The following is a 20,859-nucleotide window of genomic DNA, read 5'->3' as shown; positions in this document are numbered from 1 at the left end:
TGATGGAAAGACCACCGATGACCGACGAGATGATGAACCTGCGCTCGCTTGTTGAGAAGAGCGCCGACGCCGATTTGCTTCGCGAGATGATCGGGTTTGCCGCCGAGAAGCTTATGGAGCTGGAGGTCGGTGCGAAGACCGGCGCGAGCTACGGCGAGAAGAACGCCTTTCGGCTTGCCCAGCGCAACGGCTACCGCGAGCGCGACTGGGAGACACGGGCCGGGACCGTGGAGCTGCGTATCCCGAAGCTTCGTACCGGCACCTATTTCCCGAGCTTTCTCGAGCCGCGTCGCATGGCCGAGAAGGCGCTCACCGCGGTGATCCAGGAAGCCTATATCCAGGGCGTTTCGACCCGCTCCGTCGACGATCTGGTCAAGGCGATGGGCATGAGCGGCATCTCCAAAAGCCAGGTTTCCCGCCTGTGTGAGGAGATCGACGACAAGGTAAAGGCCTTCCTCGAAAGACCAATCGAGGGCGACTGGCCCTATCTATGGATCGACGCCACGTATCTGAAGGTCCGCCGCGGTGGCCGCATCGTCTCGGTCGCCGTCATTATCGCCGTCGGCGTCAACACCGATGGGCGGCGCGAGGTCCTGGGTATGGAGATCGGCACCTCCGAGGCCCAGCCGATCTGGACGGAGTTCCTGCGCAAGCTGACACGGCGGGGTTTGCGCGGCGTCAAGCTGGTCGTCTCCGATGCGCATGAGGGCATCAAGGCCGCCGTTTCGAAGGTTCTCTCCGCGACCTGGCAGCGGTGCCGGGTCCACTTCATGCGCAATGCGCTCGCCCATGCCGGAAAGAGCGGTCGACGGGTGGTCTCCGCCTTCATCGCCACGGCATTTGCCCAGGACACACCAGAGGCCGCCAGCCAGCAATGGCGCAATGTCGCCGATCAGATCAGGCCGAAAGTACCGAAGCTTGCCACCCTCATGGACAGTGCCGAAGAAGACGTGCTGGCCTACATGACCTTTCCCCGTCAGCACTGGACGAAGCTGCACAGCACCAACCCTATCGAGCGACTGAACGGCGAGATCAAGCGCCGAACCGAGGTTGTCGGCATCTTCCCAAACGAGGACGCCATCGTCAGGCTCGTCGGCGCGTTGCTCCTCGAACAGAATGACGAATGGGCCGTCCAGCGCTCCCGATACATGACCCTTGAGACCATCGCCACAATGAGCGATGATCCGATCATCAGCCTGCCTGCTGCGGCAAGCTGATCCAGTCCCGGCTCTGCCCGGAAGGCACGGCGAACGCCGAAGCTACACCACTCCCTGGGACATCATCGCCTAAGGCCAATAAATCGTTGTTGTCGAGTGGTTCAAAGGGGGTCACCAGTTCTGATCCCTTCAACTGCTGAAGACGTCGAATAATGGGCATCGCGATCGGTGCCGAGTATTCCATCTGACCATTGATGTCGGAATTGGTGCCTGCCCGGCTGCGTGGGAGGCTTATGGGCTTGACCCTTATTGTCCGAAGACGGCGCTGCCTGGGATTGTCGGCGAACTGGGGTTGTGGCTGATCGTCGCCTATCTGGAAGCTGAGAATGCGGTAGAGGGAGAGGAGGGAAGGAAATTTTCCGACGGGTTTGGAGGCTGGAGAGAGCTCCGGCCGGCGCGTCACGGAGAAACGACATGGCACAAGCCATAGAGAAAATCACGCTCAGTGTTGGACGCGACATCCCTTTTAATAAACTTGTTTTGAGCGAGCAAAATGTGCGTCGGACCAAGGCCGGCGTCTCGATCGAAGATCTCGCAGACGACATAGCGCGCCGCGGACTGCTGACGAGCCTGAATGTTCGGGCTGAGGTCGACGGCGAAGGCAAGGGGACCGGCTTTTTTCGCATCCCGGCCGGCGGCCGGCGCTACCGTGCGCTTGAACTGCTTGTCTCACGCAAACGGCTCGCAAAGACCGCCGGCATTCCATGCATCGTCAGTATCGGCGAAACGTCTGAAACCGAGGATTCGCTTGCTGAAAATATCCACCGTGCCGATCTTCACCCCCTTGATCAATACCGCGCGTTCCAGACCTTGCGTGAGCAGGGGATCGGCGAAGAGGAAATCGCAGCCCGCTTCTTTGTCTCGGCAGCGACAGTCCGGCAACGTCTGCGGTTGGCTTCGGTCTCGCCGCGGCTGCTCGAGCTCTACGCCAATGAAGACATGAAGCTTGAACAGATCATGGCCTTTTCCCTCACCAACGACCATATCCGGCAGGAGCAGGTCTGGGACACGGTCTCGCGTCAGCAGCTTCGCGAACCCTATTATATCCGCAGGCTTCTGACCGAAACGACGATCCGCGCGGGCGACCGCCGGGCCGTCTATGTTGGTGTCGATGCCTATGAAGTCGCCGGCGGCGTCGTCATGCGCGACCTGTTCGAGCAGGACAACGGCGGTTGGCTCCAGGATCCGGCACTGGTCGAGAAATTGGCGCTCGAGAAATTGGCGGCAGACGCCGAGGCGCTCAAGGCGGCGGAAGGCTGGAAGTGGGTCGAAGCCGCTTTCGACTTTCCTTACGGTCATATATCGGGGCTCCGTCGTTTCTATGGCCGTCAGGTCGACATGACCGATGAAGAGATTGATCGACACGGCGATCTGAAGTCCGAATATGACGAGCTCGATGCAGCCTATGCCGCGGCCGAGGAGCATTCCGAGGAAACCGAGCATCGGCTGGAGGAACTCGGCGCCGAACTCGATCGGTTCAACGACCGGCCATATATCTTCGATCCAGAGGATGTCGCCCGTGGCGGCGTGTTCATTTCGCTCGACGCCGGCGGCGAACTGCGGATCGAGCGTGGCTTTGTCCGACCGGAGGACGAACCGCAGCCCGGAACGGTGGAGACCGATGCCGTGATCTCCGGGAGCGAGGTCGGTCACGAGGTGATCGGATCGTCGTCGACCGGCGGGGTATCGATCGGTGGCCGTGTTGTGAATGATCAGTCAGAGGAGGAAGACGACGTCATCCGGCCATTGTCCGACCGCCTGGTTGTCGATCTGACGGCGACCCGCACGGTGGCCCTGCGCAATGCGCTCGCCAACGATCCGATCATCGCCTTCATTGCCGTGCTGCACGCCTTTGTCCTGAAAACCTTCTACCTCTATGGGTCGGACACGTGCCTGGAACTGACGCTGCAAAGTGCGGGGTTCGGCCAGACCGTAGGGCTTGCCGACACCGTCTGGGCCAAGGAGATCGATCAGCGGCAGGAGGCCTGGGGCCAAGACCTTCCGAAGGCGCCCGACGATCTCTGGGACTTCCTGATCGGGCTCGATGAGGTCAGCCGGCTGGCATTGTTTGCCCACTGCGCATCCCTTTCGCTCAACGCGGTGATCGAACCATGGAACAAGCGCACCCGCGCCATCGCTCATGCCGATAAGCTCGCTCGTTCGATCGGCTTCGACATGGTCGATGCCGGCTGGACGCCGACGGTCGATGCCTATCTCGGCAGGGTGACCAAGGCGCATATCCTGCAGGCCGTGCGGGAGGCGAGGGGCGAGCAGTCGGCTCATCTGATCGATCATCTGAAGAAGGCCGATATGGCGCGTGAGGCAGAGCGCCTGCTCGACGGCAGCGGCTGGCTCCCCGAGCCGCTGAGGATGGCGATTGAAGAGGCATCGGCAGATAGCCCCGGGACAGCAGCCGGTGACGTCGCCGACAACACCGGCGACGATGCTCTCCTCGAAGCCGAGGCTTCAGATCTTCCAGCGGTCCTCGGTGGCAACGTGAATATCAACGAAAGGGCGACGGAGCTGAAGGCCGACTTCCAGGTGGAGCAGAAACATCTAGACGCTGCCGAGTAGGCTTTAACACGACAAGTCAAGGTCCGGCCGGTGCGCCGGGCCTTCAACTTCCGATCCACTCGCACGGTCCGGCTCCGACAGGAGACCGGACCGCTTTCGTTTCAAGGAGCAAAATGTCATGGACACCACCACCTCCACCTCGGGACCAGTATCCTCCGGCTTCAAGGTCGACATCTCGCGGGGGCAGCGCAATGGCCGCGTCTCGTCCGAATGGTTCTCTCGGCCTGATGACGAGCGCTATCTTTCCCTCGGGGAACTCTACGGTGCCGTCAAATCACGTGCTGAGCGTGCTCACGCCCGCACCGTGGAAAGTTCGTCGATCCGCCTCGAGGCCAGTCGCGACAATGCCGAAAAGCTCGAACTGATCGTACCCGGTAACCGGGAGCCGATTGCGCCGACGCATTGGAGCTACGGCCAGCTTTGCAGCCTGGTCGGAGCGCCCTCCACCTATATGCGCCAGCTTCCGGCGCCACTTGCCGCGATCAATCTGCAGCACGGCCTGCTCAACCATCGGGCCGAACTCGTCAAAACACTGGAGATGGAGGACGGCCGCGTCGAGCTGCGGGCGGTGACCGGCCCAGAATATGGCAGGATCTGGGATCATGAGCTCGTTTCTGCCGTGATGAAAATTGCCGGCAACGGAACCGGTGACACGATCTGGAAAGTGCCGGGTCTTCTCGACTGGGCAAGCATGACGCATAATCCATTCGTGGATGTCTCCAAGGATACGACCACGCTCTACGCCTCCGACCGCGATGTCTTCCTGTTTTTGGTCGACGATACCCATCCTATCGAGGCGGGGCGCCTGCCGAACGGCGAACCTGACCTCTTCTTCCGCGGCTTCTATGCCTGGAATTCGGAGGTCGGGTCGAAGACGCTCGGCATCGCCTCCTTCTATCTGCGCGCCGTGTGCGCCAACCGGAACATCTGGGGATCGGAAAATTTCCAGGAGATCAGCATCCGGCACAGCAAATTCGCCGCCGAGCGCTTTGCCCATGAAGCAGCGCCGGCGCTGACGAGCTTTGCCAATTCCTCACCGGCAGCTTTCGTCGCCGGCATTCGGGCCGCCCGCGAGCGGATCGTCGCCCGCGACGATGAGGATCGGCAAACCTTCCTGCGCCGGCGCGGTTTCTCGAAAAGCGAAACCGGCAAGATCATCGAGACGGTTCTCTCCGAAGAAGGCCGTCCACCGGAATCGATTTTCGATTTCGTTCAGGGGATCACCGCGTTGGCACGTAACAAGAGCCATCAGGACACGCGTCTCGAACTGGAAGGCAAGGCCAGGAAGCTTCTCGAAAGCGCGGCCTGATCGCGCCCGTCACCACGCGATGCCCTCGATTGGTCCGAACCCGGTTGACGGCATTATCATTCTAAAACATTCCATCATCCATCAGCAGGCTCCGGAGTGACGTCCACCAGGGCCTGCGAGACGCTTTTTTCGGAGGAAGGAACGCACGGGCGGGGGCAGTCGGTCCCGCCTCCCTGCCGGCCGCCATGCTGAGGCTCCTGCGGCTGCCCTTGTCCCGCCCTTAGCGTGGCGAGATTCCCGAAATCCCGCCTTCGGCGGCGCTATGCTGATTTCTCCGATACTCTCCATTGTCTCTTTGGAACCCGCCTATCCGGCGGGTTGCCCCACGGCCCCTGATTCTTACCGGCAGCTGTACGATCCAGACCGGTACGTGATTCGCCGTGACGCCTCATTGAAAATCGGAAACCAGTCAGTTTAATCCGCCATCCTAGCTGGCGCGGAAGGAGCTCAGCTTGTTCAGGAGATCCTCTGAGATCTCAAATTGCCGTGCCGTTCCTCGGCCCATGGAATTCTTCACCATGGTTTCGGTCAGCATTCCGCGCTTTACGAGAAGGTCGACGGTCTCCTTCACTCCGCTTCGCGTCAGTTCTGTGATTTCGATGATATTGGAAAGGGTTAGCTTTTGATGAGCCTGGCTCATCGTGTAGAGGATCGTCATCATGCCGACCTGCTTCAGCCGCGCCTGAGGGGTTTCGTCCTCCAGCGGATGATCGAGGATCTCGTGGAGGATGAGTCCCGAGAAGGCAAGGTTGTGCATTTGCTTTTTTAGCGCGCTTGTCATGTCATTTAACTATGTTATATAAGTCAGTATGAACGCGGGCAGGCGGCTGTGCAAGCCTTCCCGAATGCGATGGAGCATCGTCGTGTCGAAGGGGCCTGTCCATGAAAAGCCTTCTGCTGAATTCACTGCTTTCGATCTGCTGCATGACGCCACCCTATCTTATTTCCGGCAGTAAAGCGCGGGCAGAAGATTGGGGTTGCCAGGTTATTCTATGCCTTTCCAATCCGGGCGGGCCGACCCAATATGGCGAATGCGGGCCGCCGATCCAGAAGCTTTGGCGGGAGCTTGCCAAGGGGCATTCGTTCCCGACCTGCAGCGGTGTCGGTTTTCACAGCTCACGGCCTGGCTTTGAACCCTATTATTGCAAAGCCGGATACAGGCTGGCGGGCGAGGACGGCGTCCGCGGGCGGCAAGCGACCTGCGTGTCGACATCGCCGCAGCCGGTGAGCGATGCCCTTTGCTCGAATGACGGCGACTTTGGCACCCGCAACGATTCGGTCCTGTCACCGCATTGGCAGCGCCAGGATGGGCGCCGCCAATGCATGGGCTATCCGATCGCCCGCCCGAATGTGCGATCGCAACCGCATTATGTCGACGTCACCATCGATGGCGCGGCCACGCAGAGGGTCTGGTACTGACCATGGCCGCTGCTTTCGTCAATATCGCGCAGGTCTGTGCGCCGATGGTGGAGGTCGAAACGCTTGCGGGCGTCGTCAGCCTCGAGAGCCGCTTTCAGCCTCTCTTCATTCGCATCAACAGCGGCCAGCCGCTTCCCGCCCAACCGGCATCGAAGGCCGAGGCGATCGAGGTTGCCACATCGTTGATCGCCGATCACCAGGATGTTCAGATCGGCCTCGGCAGCCTCGGGACCGAGGCGCTCCGGAAGCTGAAACTGTCCGTTGCCGATGCTTTCGACGCCTGCCTGAACCTCAAGGCGACGGCAACGCTCCTCGACGGATACTTCCGTCAGGCTTTGCGCGCGGGGGACGATCGGGTTCGGGCGGAGCGTGTGATGCTTCGATCCTACTACGGACGCGATGACCCCTCCGTTGGCGCGGTGGTCAAATATGACGAGCAGGTGCGCCAGGAAATAAAACGGCTATCGCCGATGCTTGCGTCGCTCACCATTGGCGAGCCCGATGGCCAGGCCGGGGCGGGCGAGTTGCAAGACGATCCGGTGCAAGTGCCTTCGAAACCACCCTCCCACGCCGCCCAAATCGCAGACGCCGCATCCTGGGACGTTTTCAGCTCCCGACGGCGATCCTCGGTTCTCGTTTTCCAGCCTGATCGATCGGAGCAAAGTCGATGATCTCCAAAGACCGTCTTCGCCGCCTTGGCGCATCCACCCTCATGGCAGCCGCAATCATCGCCTGCGTGGTCGAGCCGGCCTTCGCCCAGGCTGCCGGTATCGAAACCGTTCTGCAGAACATCGTTGATATGCTGACCGGCAATATCGCCCGGCTACTGGCGGTCATCGCCGTCATCATCATCTGCATTGCGTGGATGTTTGGATACATGGACCTCAGGCGCGCCGGCTTCTGGATCATCGGTATCGGCGGAATTTTTGGCGCCACCGAGCTGGTCAACACCATCGTCGGGAAGTGAGCGCCATGGCGAACCTTCCAAGCCTCGAAGACGATACGCTGTTTCTCGCCTGCACTCGCCCGACAATGATCGCCGGCGTGACCATGGAGGCGATGGGCGTCAACATCATGCTGACGACCATCCTCTACATCACCGCGGGATCGATCGCCTTTGCGCTCACCGGCCTCGTTTTCCATTTCCTGTTTCGCGCCCTCGTCAAGCACGATCACAATATGTTTCGCATCCTCATCGCCTGGGTCGAGACCCGGGGTCGCTCGCGCAATGCCGCCTCTTGGGGCGGCGCGACACTCTCGCCGCTGGCGCTCGTCAGGCGTTATGACGAAAGGGATCTCCGCCTTGCCTAGTATCGCAACGCTCCGGTCCCGCGAGCTCGGGCCGGAGACCTTCATCCCCTATGTCAGGCATGTCGACGAGACGACCATCGCGCTCGATTCGAGAGCGCTGATGACCATGATTACGCTCGAGGGTGTTTCCTTCGAGACCGCTGATGTCAGGGACCTCAACGGGCTGCACCGGAGCCTGAACACGCTCTATCGCAATATCGCCGACGAACGGCTGGCGCTTTGGACGCATGTCGTGCGCCGCCGCAACAGTGCCTATCCCGAGGGACGTTTCGCCAATCCTTTCTCCGACGGCCTCAATGCCAAGTATCGCGAGCGGATGGTGCGAGAAGACCTGTTTTGCAACGACCTCTACCTCACCCTGGTCTGGCATCCCGGCCGGGATGCCGTCGAAAGGGCAGCCAGCCTTCTTTCCCGGCTGCGCAAGGCACACCGATCCGGTATCGAACTCGACAACGATGCCTTGAAGAATTTGCGCGATCGGGTGACCGACGTCATTGGGGGGCTGCAGCGCTTCGAGCCTCGTCTCCTCACCCTTCACGAACAGGATGGCATCCTGTTCTCAGAGCCGAGTGAACTCCTCCATCAGATTGTCGGTGGGCGGCGTGAACCGGTCCCTCTGACGGAGGGACGGATTTCGTCGGCGATCTATTCCGATCGGGTGATTTTCGGACGCGAGACGGTCGAGATCCGTCACGAGGCCGAAAGCCGCTATGCCGGCATGTTCGGTTTCAAGGAATATCCAGCCACCACGCGCAGCGGCATGCTCGATGGCATCCTGACCGCCCCCTTCGAGCTCATCCTGACGCAATCCTTTGCTTTCGCCTCCAAGGCCGATGCCCGCACGATCATGGGCCGCAAGCAAAACCAGATGGTCAGTGCCGGCGACAAGGCGGCATCGCAAATCGAAGAGCTCGATGAGGCGATGGACGAGCTGGAGTCCAACCGCTTCGTTCTGGGAGAGCATCACCTTGCACTGTCGGTGTTCGCCCCCACGGTTAAGGAGTTGGCCGACCACATGGCGAAAGCACGCGCTATCATCACCAGCGGTGGCGCGGTCGTCGCCCGCGAGGACCTCGGACTCGAGGCGGCCTGGTGGGCGCAATTGCCGGGGAACTTCCGCTATCGGGCGCGCTCGGGGGCAATCACATCGCGCAATTTCTCCGCCCTTGCTCCCTATCATTCCTATCCCTCGGGCCAGAAGGACGGCAATGAATGGGGACCGGCGGTCGCCATGCTCAAGACGGCATCGGGCTCACCCTTCTATTTCAATTTCCACCACAGCGATCTCGGCAACACCTTCGTTTGCGGACCATCGGGCGCAGGCAAGACGGTGCTGTTGAACTTCATGCTGTCCCAGCTGGAAAAGCATGATCCCCATATGGTCTTCTTCGACAAGGACCGCGGCGCCGACCTTTTCGTGCGCGCGGCAGGTGGCAATTATCTGCCGCTGAGGAACGGTATCGCCACCGGCTGCGCGCCGTTGAAGGCGCTCGACCTCACGCCGGAAAACAAGGTATTCCTCAGCGGCTGGATCGCCAAGCTGGTCGGATCCGCATCCGGCGAATTATCGACCACCGAGTTGCGCGACATCGCTTCGGCCGTCGACGGGGTGGCGGACCTGCCGGTGGAGCGCCGCTCCATCGGCGCCCTGCGCACTTTTCTCAACAATACCGATCCCGAGGGCATCGCCTCGCGGCTCAGGCGCTGGGAGAGGGGAGGGCCGCTTGGCTGGGTCTTTGACAACGAGACCGACGACATCGGCATCGGCGCCACGTTCATCGGCTACGACATGACCGATTTCCTCGACAACGAGGAGATCCGCAGGCCGCTGATGTCCTACTTGTTCTATCGCATCGAGCAGTTGATCGACGGGCGCCGCATCATCATCGTCATCGACGAATTCTGGAAGGCGCTGCAGGACGAAGGTTTTCGCGACCTCGCACAGAACAAGCTCAAGACCATCCGCAAACAGAACGGGCTCATGCTGTTTGCGACCCAGAGCCCGCGCGACGCGATCGTCTCGCCGATCGCCCATACGATCATCGAACAGTGCCCGACGCAGATTTTCTTACCGAACCCGCGGGGTGACCGCATAGATTATATCGACGGCTTCAAGCTGACCGAACGCGAATTTGAGCTCGTCTCACGCGAACTCACCGTCGAAAGCCGTCGCTTCATTGTCAAGCAAGGGCACAACAGCGTTGTCGCCGAACTGAATCTCAACGGTTTCGACGACGAGCTCGCCATCCTCTCCGGCCGGACAGCCAATGTGGAACTTGCCGATGCCATCCGATCGGAGCTCGGCGACAAGTGGGAGGATTGGCTTCCCGTATTTCACCAGAGAAGGAAGAGAGCATGATCCGCGCAGGAACACTATGGCCTTTGTTTGCATCGGCGGCCTTTTTGGTGTCGGCGGCGCTGGCGCCTGCCCAGGGCATCCCGGTCATCGATACATCGGCGATCGCCAAGCAGATCGAGAGCATTGCCCAGCTGAAGTCGCAGCTCGATACACTCAATCAGCAGCTTCAGCAGGCGCAGCAGCTTTACGGATCGCTGAACAAGATCACCAATATGGCTGACGTTGCCAGTCTTTTGAATGATCCGTCGATCCGCAACGCGCTGCCGCAGAATTTCAATGCGATCGAGGGGCTGTTTAAAGGATCCGGCAGCGGCGTCTTCGGCAGCGCCGCCTCAAAATACCTGCAGGACAATTCCACCTATCGCACCGATGCCGATGATTTCTATGCGCAGGAACTGTCCCGGATCCAGGACCAAAATGCGGGGCAGATGAGCCTCGGTCAACAGATCTACGATGCTGCGACCAAACGCATCGACGGCATCGACGAGCTTCGCCAGCAAATCTCGAATGCGGCCGACGCCAAGGACATCGCCGACCTCCAGGCACGCCTCCAGGCCGAAAGCGCCTTCCTGCAAGCCGATGTCCTTCGCATGCAGGGTCTGCAGATGGTCCAGCAGGCGCAGTTGCAGGTCGATGAACAGCGCAAAGCCGAAGACTGGCGCAAGCGCATGGATACGATGGGAGCGGCACTCAAATGAAGCGATTTCTTCCTGTCCTTGCCGTGCTTTTCTTGTCGGCCTGCTCAGCGCAAACGGAAAAGGTTTATACCGTTGATGAACTTGCAGCCGACGATGCTCTGCTTACCAGGATTATCGGCGAATGCCGCAACAATCCCGGCGAGCTCGGCGATACGCCCAATTGCCGCAATGCCGAGGCCGCCGATGGCAAGCTGCGGCTCGAGCGCATGGGCAAAGCGTTGGGAGGCTGAGCGATGTATAAGATTTTCAGCTTCGTCGACGGGCAGTTCAAGACGCCACTGGAAAACTTCATTTCCTCGGGCACTTCGAATATCGCCAGCTGGGTGAGCGGCCCGCTGACGGCGGCGCTCACGCTCTATGTGGTGCTCTACGGCTACCTGGTTCTGCGTGGATCCGTCCAGGAGCCGATCCTCGAATTCGCCTTCCGGGCGATGAAGCTTGCGATCATCGTCATGCTGGTCAGGAATGCCGGCGACTATCAGACCTACGTCACCAATATCTTCTTCGAAACACTGCCGCGCGAGATTTCACAGGCGCTGAACTCCGGCACGGCGCCAAGCGCTTCGACCTTCGACAGCCTGCTCGATAAGGGCCAGAAATGCGCCCACGAAATCTGGTCTCGCGGCTCCTGGCCGGTCGACATCGTCACTGGCATGGGCGGCATGATGGTCATCGGTGCGAGCTTCGTCGTGGCGGCGATCGGTTACATCGTCTCGCTTTACGCCCGGCTGGCGCTTGCGATCGTGCTCGCCATCGGCCCAATCTTCATTGCGCTCGCCATGTTCCAGTCGACACGCCGGTTTACCGAATCCTGGATCGGCCAGCTTGTCAATTTCGTGATCCTGCAGGTGCTGGTCGTTGCCATCGGCTCGCTGCTGATCACCTGCATCGACACGACATTTACGGCGATCGAAAGTTATAGCGATGTCTTGATGCGCCCAACCGCGCTCTGCGCCATCTGCCTTGCCGCTCTCTACGTCTTCTACCAGTTGCCCGGCATTGCTGCAGCACTTGCGGCGGGCGGGGCCTCGCTGACCTACGGCTATGGCGCCGCGCGCGATGCGCACGAAAGCACGCTCGCCTGGGCTGCATCTCACACAGTGAGAGCCGCCGGCCGCGGGGCGCGTTCCGTCAGTCGCCGCCTGACGCCAGACCGGACCGAATGACGGCCCAACGTTCAAGACAGTGACAGGTTATTTCCGCATGATCCGTATCGTTTTATCGCTTTTCCTGACCGTCAGCCTGGCGGCTTGCGGCTCGATCTCCCACCCTCTTCCCAAATGTGACGGTTATTCCCGCCGGCCGCTGAACCGCGCGATGTGGCAGTGGCAAGACAATGGACGAACCGAACAGCCGACAACCGGAGCTCTTCCCGCAGAGGCGACGAGCCAAGCCGCCTCTTACGGGCAGGAATCGTCCTCGGTCACGCCGGCCGCCTTTGCAGCTTTCGATGTCGCCGGTTCTTACCGACCATGCGAGGGCAGGTGACATGGTGACCACGGAGAGTTTGAAAAGTTATTTCGACAGAGCCCGCCGGTTCGATCAGGACCGGATGATGCAGGTCGAGCGTTCTGCGCGGATCGCCTGGTCCGTCGCCCTTTGTGCGAGCGTCATTGCCGGCGTTTCCGTCTTTGCCATCGCCGGCCTCACGCCTTTGAAGACCGTCGAACCTTTCGTGGTGCGCGTCGACAACTCGACCGGCATCGTCGACGTGGTTTCGGCATTGACGTCGAGCGCCGGCACCTATGACGAGGCCGTGACGAAATATTTCGCCGCCAAATATGTTCGTGCTCGCGAAGCTTATGTCTGGAGCGAGGGTGAGGAGAATTTTCGCACCGTTGCCTTGCTATCGACGCAGCCGGAACAGACGCGATTTGCAGCACTCTACCGCGGCAGCAATCCCGAATCCCCGCAGAACATTTACGGCCGCAATGCCACATCACGGATTAACATCGTTTCCATCTCGTTGATCAACGCCAATGTGGCATCGGTCCGCTATATCAGAACCGTTACCCGCGGCGACGACGTGCGTACCACGCATTGGGTTGCAAGCCTGACCTTCTCCTATGCCAACGCCCCAATGTCCTCGACCGATCGGCTGATCAATCCCCTTGGCTTTGTCGTCAGCGAATATCGCGCCGATCCGGAGGCTATCAATTGAAAGCGTATTTCCTCGTTCCGCTCATCCTGACGGGGGGCTTTTCCTCGGCGGCGATCGCCCTCGAAACCCCACGTAGCGCCGCACAAGACAGCCGCGTCCGTTTCGTCGACTATCAGCCCTACAACATCACCAAAGTCGTCGGCACGCTGCGGTCTTCGGTGCAGATCGAATTCGCAGCCGACGAGGAAATTGCCCATGTGGCGCTTGGCAACAGCGTTGCGTGGGAAGTGGCGCCGGCCGGCAATATCCTGTTCCTGAAGCCCCGGGAAAACCAGCCGGTCACGAATATTTCGGTCGTGACAACGCGGCGGGACGGATCGACCCGCAGCTATCAGATGGAGCTCACCGTCCGCGACGGCAGCGTCGAGGCTGGGCAGAACACCTATTTCTACGTGAAATATCGCTATCCAAGTGATGAGGCGGAGCGGCGACGACAGGAGGCGGCAGCGCGGGCTCTGGTGGCGGAGGCGGGTGACGCCGATCGGGTCCTTGCCCTTCACGAAGCCTATGGACCGCGCAACTGGCGCTACGCGGCGCAAGGAGCGCAGGCGCTCGAGCCACAAGCGGTCTACGACAACGGCAAGCTCACGGCCTTCGCCTTTGCCGGCAACCAGGAAATGCCGGCGATTTACATGGAAAATTCCGACGGCACCGAAAGCCTGGTCCCCAAATCCGTCGACGGAAACCTTGTGCTCGTTCACGCGATCAGCCGCAAGTTCATCTTGCGCAGGGGCGGCGACGTCCTCTGCGTTTTTAACGAGGCCTACGATCGCGTCGGCATCAATCCCGAGACTAACACCACGTCACCGTCGGTCGAGCGCGTCGTCAAGGCGAAGCCCGACGCAGCACAATAGGAGGCGTCATGGCCGGGGAAGAGATTACGCAGATTCCTGGCGAACGGGTCGAGACGTCAACTGCCCGTCGGCTGGACAACAATCCCATCCTCAAACGAGGCGCTGTCGCGCTGGCCATCGTCGTCTTTGTCGCCTTTGCTCTCTGGTCGATGCGTGGGCAGGACAAGCCGGCTGACGGCACGCAGCCCGAAAGGGTCGTCATCCGTCAGACATCGGACTTCGAGCCGGCGAAGGAGCCCGTCCTGCCGGTGGCGCTCCCCGCGGACGTCCAGCTGCCGACGCCCGGCGTAGCCGAGCAGGCGCCGACCGACGACGAAAAGCTGCTCGATGCTGCGCGCCGGGCGCCGGTCATCGCCTTTGGCGGCGAGAAAGCACCGTCGACGCGACAGCAGGAGAAGGACGAACGATCCGATGAGCGCTCAAACTATGTGCCGCTTGGCGACAATCCGGGTGGGCTCGCATCGGAAGGCGAAAACGAGGATCAGCGCTTTAACCGCTTGCTGGTGCCGACGCAATTGCAGGGGTCGCGCGCCGGCACGCTGGGCAATCGCGATTTTATCATCGCGATGGGAGCGTCTATCCCGTGCGCCCTGGAAACGGCGCTCTCCTCCGATCAGCCGGGATTTACGAGTTGCGTCATCAACCGGGACGTCCTGTCGGACAATGGTCGTGTCGTGCTGATGGAAAAAGGCACCCAGGTCGTCGGCGAATATCGTGGCGGCATTCGTCGCGGGCAGAAGCGCCTCTTTGTCCTCTGGAACCGGGCCAAGACGCCGAAGGGCGTGATCATTACGCTTGCGTCGCCGGCAACCGATGCCCTTGGTCGGGCCGGCATCGATGGCTATGTCGACACCCATTGGTGGGAGCGTTTCGGCAGTGCAATCCTGCTGTCGATCGTTGGCGATGCGAGTTCCTATGCCAGCAGCCGGCTTCAGGACAGCGAGGCGCAAAACACCACCAGCGCCGGGCAGCAGGCCGCAGCGATTGCCGTCGAGCAATCGATCAATATTCCGCCGACCCTGATGAAGCACCAGGGCGAGCTGGTTTCGATCTTTGTGGCACGCGACCTCGATTTCTCGAGCGTCTACCGGCTTCGCGTGACGGAGCCCCGCAATCGCATTTACGATCGCGCTGTGCTCGGAGATTTCGGGCCCTCTTCGAAGCTCGTGACAAAATAGGGTCGAGGATGACTGAAGCTGCTGACTCAGGTGTTGTCCGTGAACTGCTTTCGCCGCTATCACGCTTCCTGCGCGACAAGACCCTCTATGAGGTCATCGTCAATCGGCCTGGACAGGTTGTTACGGAGGGGAGGGAGGGATGGCAGACCTATGAGGTGCCGGAGTTGTCCTACGACAGGCTGATGCGTCTCGCGCGGGCGGTCGCGAGTTTTTCCAGCCAATCGATCGACGAGACGCGACCGATCCTGTCGGCGACGTTGCCGGGTGATGAACGGGTCCAGATCGTGATCCCGCCGGCAACGATGAAGGGAACCGTCAGCTTCACCATCCGCAAGCCGTCCTCCGTGTCACTGACGCTCGATGATCTTGATCAGGCAGGATTGTTCGCCGACGTCGAGCCCGCCGAAGGCGGCGGGGGGCAATCAGACAAAAGGCTGTTGGAATATTATCGGGTCGGCGCCTATAAGGCGTTTCTCCACCAGGCGGTGTTTGCAAGAAAGAACATCATCATCTCCGGCGCCACCGGGTCGGGAAAGACAACCCTATCGAAAGCTCTGACCCACCACATTCCGCAAAGCGAGCGGATCATTACCATAGAGGACACACCGGAGCTGGTGGTTCCGCAGCCGAACCATGTTCGGCTCTTCTACTCCAAGGGCGGGCAGGGGCTGGCCAAAGTCGGCGTTAAGGAACTGCTGGAATCCTGCCTGCGCATGCGGCCCGACCGCATCCTGCTGCAGGAGCTGCGCGACGGGACCGCCTTCTACTATATTCGCAACGTCAATTCCGGCCATCCGGGCTCGATCACGACGGTTCACGCCGATTCCGCCCGCCTCGCCTTCGAGCAACTGACATTGCTGGTCAAGGAGTCCGAGGGGGGCGGGGATCTCGAACGCCGCGACATTCACGAGATGCTGACGGCCGCGGTTGATATCATCGTCCAGTGCAAGAGGATCGATGGTCGGTTTCGGGTGAGCGAGGTCTACTATCGATACGCGGCCGGGGGAGGCAACAATGGCCGCGTGGCGCCATTCTGAAGCAGTGCGTTACGCAGTCAGGCGCTGCAGTCAGCCGAAAGCGTTAGGGAGCGACCGCCAACCAACTGAGTTCGCCATCTTTCCATTCCAGCCGTGCCGTTGCCGGCCGGATGGTCTACGGCGTTCGCCTCATCATTTGCTCTTCGTCGGCTTGTCGTCATATTCCAGCAAAAATGGTGGGTCTCGGAATGGGTCGAGGCACGGTACGCGGAAGTCAGCGAAGTCGCTCAGGTTGCGCGTGACAATAATAAGCCCGCGCGTTTTCGCGACCGCGGCGATACCGGCATCCATGACATGCCTTTCCCGCGCGCCGACAAACGAAGCCCATTCTTTCGTTGCCGCTGCGTCGAGACTGAGAATGCGATCGGGCCCGAAGCTGATTTCGAACTCAGCTATCGCATCCAACTTGGCCCGAGCCTTCTTTGGATCCTTTTTCAACTGCGCCTCAGCGCCCTTCCGTTTCTCAAAGAGCGTGAAAACGCATATCGCCAGCTCGCTGTCGTCGATGGATCTCTTCCACTTGACGACGTTGTCGTGTGTATCCATTGAACGGATGACGGACTCGTCGAGCAAATATTTAAGCACTCCGCGACCTTGTCTTAGTCATCATCAAAAACACCGCTTTTAATAAGGCTGGAAATTCCGCGTTTCAGGGACGTCGACGGATAAGGGCGCCCCTTTTTAGGATATGCCCGCGCGAAGTCGATCGCATGTTCAACTTGGCCACGCTTGAGCGAGGGAAAATCCTCCAGGATCTCCTCGATAGAAGCGGCAGGATACAAGGCAGCCACTTGATAAGCAGGAATATCGGTTCCCTTGATAAAGGGCTCTCCCGCCCTCATTTTGATTGATCCCTTGATCGTTTCGAGCAGTCTCAATCTCCTCTTGAGCTTGGCGTCGCTTTTTCGAAGATCCACGACGAGTGCTCCAAATCGCGCCGTCGTGGCCTTTTCCGGAAGCCTTGACAGTTCCTCGTAAAGACGGCGTTTGCCTGCGCCAGACAGGGCTTCACCAATTTCGCGATCCATCGTCAGAAACCGCAACTCAGCCCTTCCGAGAAGGCGTTGAGCTCGCGGCCCGACTTTAACCACGGTGGATTTGACGACCTTCTTGTCGACCGCGTTTTGCACGTCGGTAGCAGAGCGATCTGCCAAGAAGCTCGCTTCAGTAACCGTAAATTCCATATCGCTCATGTCGATGGTCCTAATTCAACTCCATATGGAGATGAATTAATATAGGTGTTGACGGCCGCTCGGGTCAACCGGTTGCCCTAAACATCGCGGACCTCAACGTCCGATCGCAGTTGCCAGCCTACGGCTGCGCTCCAAGCAGCAGGATTGGGCCGATTTGCATTTCGCAGCAATTGAGCACCGACTGAACCAACACTTTGGCGATGCTGGCAAGGAACCCGGCTGCTGTGAAGCAGAGTTCATGCGGATCATGGCAAGCGCGGCATTTCACCCTCAGCGACACGCCAGATCCACAGCGTCATCTCGGGCCTCGCGGCAATCATCTCCTTCAGGGCGACCTCATAGTCTTCGTCGGCATTCGACGGAATGACGAACAGAGCGACGGGCGCCGGCCTTGCTTCCGGCAACATCACGGAGGCAATCGGCTGAGCGCGTGAAAGGTCGAACCGCAGCCCTTTCACGCTTCTGCGCTTCAGCCCGGAGAGCCGGTCGAGAAGACGCTGTTCGTGGATGTTTTCGAACGGGATCCAGTTCACATTGACCACCATCATCGCCACTTCCTCGACGGATGCGATGCCGGCGCTTGATATGCCGAAAGTGGCGACCACTACAAGATGGAACTCTTCGTTTGACCGCCAGAGTTCCAGTTCGGTCTCATATCGGGCGTTCAGCCGCTTCCATGCGCCCTCATCGATCATCAGAGGAAAGGGCAGGTGGCGCACGAGTATTTTCTGGCCGTTGCGCGCCGGTGAGAATTCCTTCACTTCCGCGACTATCATCATCAGTTTGCGCGGCCCGGGACCAACTGCCTGAGCACCGGCCAACATCGCCGCACGCCGGGCGGAAATCTCTTCCTTGTCCTCCTGGTGAAACACCTCCGGGACAAACAGGATGTCGCTGAGCGGACCGCCGCGGACGGTCATCTGCCGTGCGGCGTTCAACAGGCTGCTGCGCACGCGACCCCAGCCGCGTCTTCCGGCCCATAGGGACGTCCATTCGGTGAGCTCCCCCATATCCCAGAGATAATGGAGCATCGCCCTCAGCGACAGCTTTTTGGGTTCGCTTCGCACCGTTTCCGACGGCTCGGAAGACGACGTCGAGGTCGATCGGTTCCCGCGTTTCGACAGCGAAAAATCGAGTCTCAGCATTGTCGCACCGGTCGCCGCGTCGATCTGGATGGCGTTTCCGATCAACGGCCCGAGGCCGGATAGCTCATATGGCGGGTCGTACGATAGGCATCCGGGTTCATGCTGCCGGCCTGAGAGCGGCATGCGTTTGATCAGGAATTGGTCATCCATCCGAGCGATGTACATCGGCACCGGCGGTTCCCGACACAGGCAAAGTGGCCTGAGCTTCTGTTCGTACGCGCGTTCGAGCTGCGGCGCAAACTCCGGAGAACTGTCATCGAACGCCTGGTTGCCGATCAAAAACTGTCGCACATCGTTCCTCGCTTGCCTGACCAAAGGATGATCGAGCCCTATAGAAGACGTAGCACGACCTTCGAGGATTATACTAGTGCAAAATAGTTAGTATAGAAACGCCACGGCCGCTGGGGCCGATTTCGGCGCCATAGGCAGGAAAGGGGAAGTGCGGCAAGCCGATCGCCAAATGGCACGACATCGGTTCCATCGTAAAGAACGATGGCGAACGCAAATTTTTTGCCCGCACGCGTCTTCAGGCTCCTGAAATCGGTGGCATTGACCGTGGCGCTCGCTTTTACCTCGATCCCGACGACCATCCATCGTCACGCTCGAGCACTCCATCCACCGCATGCGTCTGCTGATGGCTCCGACAACCGCGCTCCTCCATTCGTCGTCCTGCAAACCGCCGGTACCTGGGTTCCAACCTCCACAAATTAGAACCATCAAGCATGACAATTAGAAGTCGACAGTTCGTTGATTAGAAGCCAACCCGCCAAAAACTAGAGGCTACGCAAGCAAAAAGTGAGTTTTCATCGCGTGTTGCCCAGCCCTTCAAGCCGGCCGCAGCTGGCAGTTTGGTGAAAGAGGAAGAGGAGGGCAGAGAAGGGTTGGCCTGGCGGGGTTGGAGAGCGCCGGCGCAGGCCGGCTCTTTCCTTGCTCTCGACAGGTGTCCCATGAGCGTGATTTCTTCCTCGGCGGTGAGTGCTGGTATCTCCGTGCACGGTTGCTTCGACCGGCCGAGCCGAGCGGGCCGCATTTTCGAAGACTGCAACAGACCGCTGCCTGTTCCTAAACTGCAGGACCGCTTGGTCTTTCCTATCACCAGCCACTCGTGACGGAGGAAGCCTTATGTCATCCGCCTCCGAACTGGCGGACCGTCTCGCGCGTGATGCCGAGGCGGTGTGCAAGCATTATCTCTCTGTCGGCCGACGGGCCGGCGACTATTGGATCGTTGGTGACGTCGCCAATAGCAAGGGTCGTTCGCTCTTTGTCCGTTTGACAGGCTCTCGCGCGGGGAAATGGTCCGATGCAGCAACCGGGCAGTATGGCGACTTGCTCGATCTCGTGCGGGAAGCCTGTGGGCTGGCCGACTTCCGCGACGTCGCTGATGAGGCGCGGCTTTTTCTGACCGAACCCCAGCCCATCCCCGCGTCGTCCCGCAGGGGCGACGCCCACACCGCTCCGCCGGTCGATAGGCCGGCAGACGAACGCGCAAGACGCTTGTTCCGGATCACAGAGCCGCTTAGCGGTTCACTGGCCGACAGCTACTTACGCCAGCGGGGCATCCTGCGGGCAGCTCTGCACCAGGCGCTCCGCTTCCATCCCTCGTGCTACTACCGCGACCTCGTGACCGGCAGGACGAGCACCTTTCCAGCCCTCATCGCTGCTGTGACCGATCCCTCCGGCGTGATCACCGGTGTGCATCGCACATGGCTCGATCCACAGGGCAAGGGAAAGGCGCAGGTCGCTGATCCCCGCCGCGCGCTCGGCAGGCTGCTCGGCAATGCCGTGCGCTTCTGCTTTCCTTTCCATGGCCCGGTGCCGGTAATAGTCGCGGGCGAAGGCCTCGAAAGCATCCTGTCACTTGCCCGCGTGTTGCCCGGCATGCCGATGGTCTCGGCGCTGACCGCCAATCATCTTGCCGCCTTCCGGCTGCCCGATGGGTGCCGGCGCCTCTACATCGCAGCTGACGCCGATGCCGCCGGCCGGCACGGCATCGAGGGACTGAGCCGCCGCGCCCAGGCGCTTGGAACCCTGCCGTTGGTGCTCGCCCCGGAGCTCGGCGACTTCAACGAGGATCTGCGCCGGCTCGGTCCGGAGCGGCTCATCGCCAATCTCAAGGCACAGCTCGCCCCGGAAGACGCTCTGGCCTTTCTGCCCGCATGATCGAGCCGGTCGGGGAGGTGAGGGCGCTAAGGCGTCGCAGGCAAGGCCAGCTTCTAGCGACCGCCGCTCGGTGGCGCGCCCGCGGGCCTGCCGGGAGGCGACCCTTACCATACGGCGACGGGTCCTTCAGCGGGTCGCTCAGGTTTCTTCCCCTGTCTGGGGCCGCGAGCGGCCCGCCATTCCTCGCGCAGCAAGAAACCTTCTTGTCCCCGCCCGGCGCTTCGCTGGGCCGCGGCGTCAGGCG

21 protein-coding genes and 1 pseudogene are annotated in these 20,859 nt (G+C 60.5%); 17 read left to right on the top strand and 5 right to left on the bottom strand.

What is annotated here, in order from left to right; translation table 11 throughout:
- Positions 1–17: 17 nt before the first annotated feature.
- From ATY29_RS16390 to ATY29_RS16380, 3 genes are all read left to right on the top strand, one after another.
- Positions 18–1,217, top strand: coding sequence for an IS256 family transposase (locus ATY29_RS16390; protein ID WP_097536923.1), 1,200 nt, complete (start codon positions 18–20; stop codon positions 1,215–1,217).
- 414 nt (positions 1,218–1,631) lie between these two features.
- Positions 1,632–3,791 (top strand): ParB/RepB/Spo0J family partition protein, encoded by a 2,160-nt coding sequence (locus tag ATY29_RS16385; protein WP_097536922.1) that lies wholly within the window; start codon positions 1,632–1,634, stop codon positions 3,789–3,791.
- 118 nt (positions 3,792–3,909) lie between these two features.
- Positions 3,910–5,100, top strand: a complete 1,191-nt coding sequence (locus tag ATY29_RS16380) for a DUF932 domain-containing protein (protein WP_097536921.1) — start codon at positions 3,910–3,912, stop codon at positions 5,098–5,100.
- Positions 5,101–5,527: 427 nt separating this feature from the next.
- Here the strand turns inward: ATY29_RS16380 and ATY29_RS16375 are convergent, their stop codons facing one another.
- Positions 5,528–5,881 carry a MarR family transcriptional regulator gene (locus tag ATY29_RS16375; RefSeq protein ID WP_097536920.1) on the bottom strand — a complete coding sequence of 118 codons (354 nt, stop codon included), beginning with the start codon at positions 5,879–5,881 and terminating at the stop codon, positions 5,528–5,530.
- 101 nt (positions 5,882–5,982) lie between these two features.
- Here ATY29_RS16375 and ATY29_RS16370 point away from each other — a divergent pair, with 101 nt between their 5' ends.
- The 13 genes from ATY29_RS16370 to virB11 are packed head-to-tail and all read left to right on the top strand — an operon-like array spanning position 5,983 to position 16,117.
- Positions 5,983–6,519, top strand: a complete 537-nt coding sequence (locus ATY29_RS16370) for a hypothetical protein (RefSeq protein WP_097536919.1) — start codon at positions 5,983–5,985, stop codon at positions 6,517–6,519.
- 2 nt (positions 6,520–6,521) lie between these two features.
- Positions 6,522–7,190 (top strand): lysozyme family protein, encoded by a 669-nt coding sequence (locus ATY29_RS16365; protein ID WP_097536918.1) that lies wholly within the window; start codon positions 6,522–6,524, stop codon positions 7,188–7,190.
- On the top strand, positions 7,187–7,486 hold the full coding sequence (locus ATY29_RS16360; protein ID WP_097536917.1) for a TrbC/VirB2 family protein: 300 nt from the start codon (positions 7,187–7,189) through the stop codon (positions 7,484–7,486). The genes ATY29_RS16365 and ATY29_RS16360 overlap by 4 nt, the downstream gene beginning before the upstream one ends.
- A gap of 5 nt (positions 7,487–7,491) precedes the next feature.
- A complete protein-coding gene (locus ATY29_RS16355) occupies positions 7,492–7,830 on the top strand; it encodes a VirB3 family type IV secretion system protein (RefSeq protein WP_097536916.1) in 339 nt (112 codons plus the stop codon).
- The gene (locus ATY29_RS16350) at positions 7,823–10,189 is read left to right on the top strand and encodes a VirB4 family type IV secretion/conjugal transfer ATPase (RefSeq protein ID WP_097536915.1); all 2,367 of its coding nucleotides are present in this window, start codon (positions 7,823–7,825) and stop codon (positions 10,187–10,189) included. Before ATY29_RS16355 ends, ATY29_RS16350 begins: the two co-directional genes overlap by 8 nt.
- The gene (gene virB5 / locus ATY29_RS16345; RefSeq protein WP_097536914.1) at positions 10,186–10,887 is read left to right on the top strand and encodes a P-type DNA transfer protein VirB5; all 702 of its coding nucleotides are present in this window, start codon (positions 10,186–10,188) and stop codon (positions 10,885–10,887) included. Before ATY29_RS16350 ends, virB5 begins: the two co-directional genes overlap by 4 nt.
- Positions 10,884–11,117, top strand: coding sequence for an EexN family lipoprotein (locus tag ATY29_RS16340; RefSeq protein ID WP_097536913.1), 234 nt, complete (start codon positions 10,884–10,886; stop codon positions 11,115–11,117). Before virB5 ends, ATY29_RS16340 begins: the two co-directional genes overlap by 4 nt.
- Before the next feature lie 3 nt (positions 11,118–11,120).
- Positions 11,121–12,053: a TrbL/VirB6 family protein gene (locus tag ATY29_RS16335; RefSeq protein WP_097536912.1), complete on the top strand. Its 933-nt coding sequence runs from the start codon at positions 11,121–11,123 to the stop codon at positions 12,051–12,053.
- A 37-nt stretch (positions 12,054–12,090) separates the two neighbouring features.
- Positions 12,091–12,375, top strand: coding sequence for a hypothetical protein (locus tag ATY29_RS37710; protein ID WP_003571629.1), 285 nt, complete (start codon positions 12,091–12,093; stop codon positions 12,373–12,375).
- 1 nt (position 12,376) lies between these two features.
- Complete coding sequence (locus tag ATY29_RS16325) at positions 12,377–13,048, top strand: VirB8 family type IV secretion system protein (protein WP_097536911.1); 672 nt, start codon at positions 12,377–12,379, stop codon at positions 13,046–13,048.
- Entirely contained in the window at positions 13,045–13,902 is an 858-nt protein-coding gene (gene virB9 / locus ATY29_RS16320; RefSeq protein ID WP_097536910.1) for a P-type conjugative transfer protein VirB9, read from the top strand. The genes ATY29_RS16325 and virB9 overlap by 4 nt, the downstream gene beginning before the upstream one ends.
- Before the next feature lie 8 nt (positions 13,903–13,910).
- Positions 13,911–15,080 (top strand): type IV secretion system protein VirB10, encoded by a 1,170-nt coding sequence (gene virB10, locus ATY29_RS16315; protein ID WP_097536909.1) that lies wholly within the window; start codon positions 13,911–13,913, stop codon positions 15,078–15,080.
- Positions 15,081–15,088: 8 nt separating this feature from the next.
- A complete protein-coding gene (gene virB11, locus ATY29_RS16310) occupies positions 15,089–16,117 on the top strand; it encodes a P-type DNA transfer ATPase VirB11 (protein WP_097536908.1) in 1,029 nt (342 codons plus the stop codon).
- Between the two features lie 132 nt (positions 16,118–16,249).
- Here the strand turns inward: virB11 and ATY29_RS16305 are convergent, their stop codons facing one another.
- From ATY29_RS16305 to ATY29_RS37705, 4 genes and pseudogenes are all read right to left on the bottom strand, one after another.
- Positions 16,250–16,690: a PIN domain-containing protein gene (locus tag ATY29_RS16305; RefSeq protein ID WP_097536953.1), complete on the bottom strand. Its 441-nt coding sequence runs from the start codon at positions 16,688–16,690 to the stop codon at positions 16,250–16,252.
- Positions 16,691–16,716: 26 nt separating this feature from the next.
- Entirely contained in the window at positions 16,717–17,310 is a 594-nt protein-coding gene (locus ATY29_RS16300; RefSeq protein WP_097536907.1) for a DUF433 domain-containing protein, read from the bottom strand.
- Between the two features lie 245 nt (positions 17,311–17,555).
- Positions 17,556–18,746 carry a DUF1173 domain-containing protein gene (locus tag ATY29_RS16295; protein ID WP_097536906.1) on the bottom strand — a complete coding sequence of 397 codons (1,191 nt, stop codon included), beginning with the start codon at positions 18,744–18,746 and terminating at the stop codon, positions 17,556–17,558.
- Positions 18,747–18,814: 68 nt separating this feature from the next.
- Positions 18,815–19,074, bottom strand: a pseudogene (locus tag ATY29_RS37705) (DUF4143 domain-containing protein); the annotation flags it as partial.
- A gap of 503 nt (positions 19,075–19,577) precedes the next feature.
- On the opposite strand from ATY29_RS37705, the gene ATY29_RS16285 reads away from it, so the two are divergent.
- Entirely contained in the window at positions 19,578–20,615 is a 1,038-nt protein-coding gene (locus tag ATY29_RS16285; protein WP_097536905.1) for a DUF7146 domain-containing protein, read from the top strand.
- The last annotated feature ends 244 nt before the right edge of the window (positions 20,616–20,859 follow it).

Origin of the sequence: Rhizobium hidalgonense (assembly GCF_002914525.1) — a bacterium.
Classification (GTDB): Bacteria; Pseudomonadota; Alphaproteobacteria; order Rhizobiales; family Rhizobiaceae; genus Rhizobium; species Rhizobium hidalgonense.
Note: the sequence above shows the minus strand (reverse complement) of the source record. Positions and strands in the feature narration are given on the sequence as shown.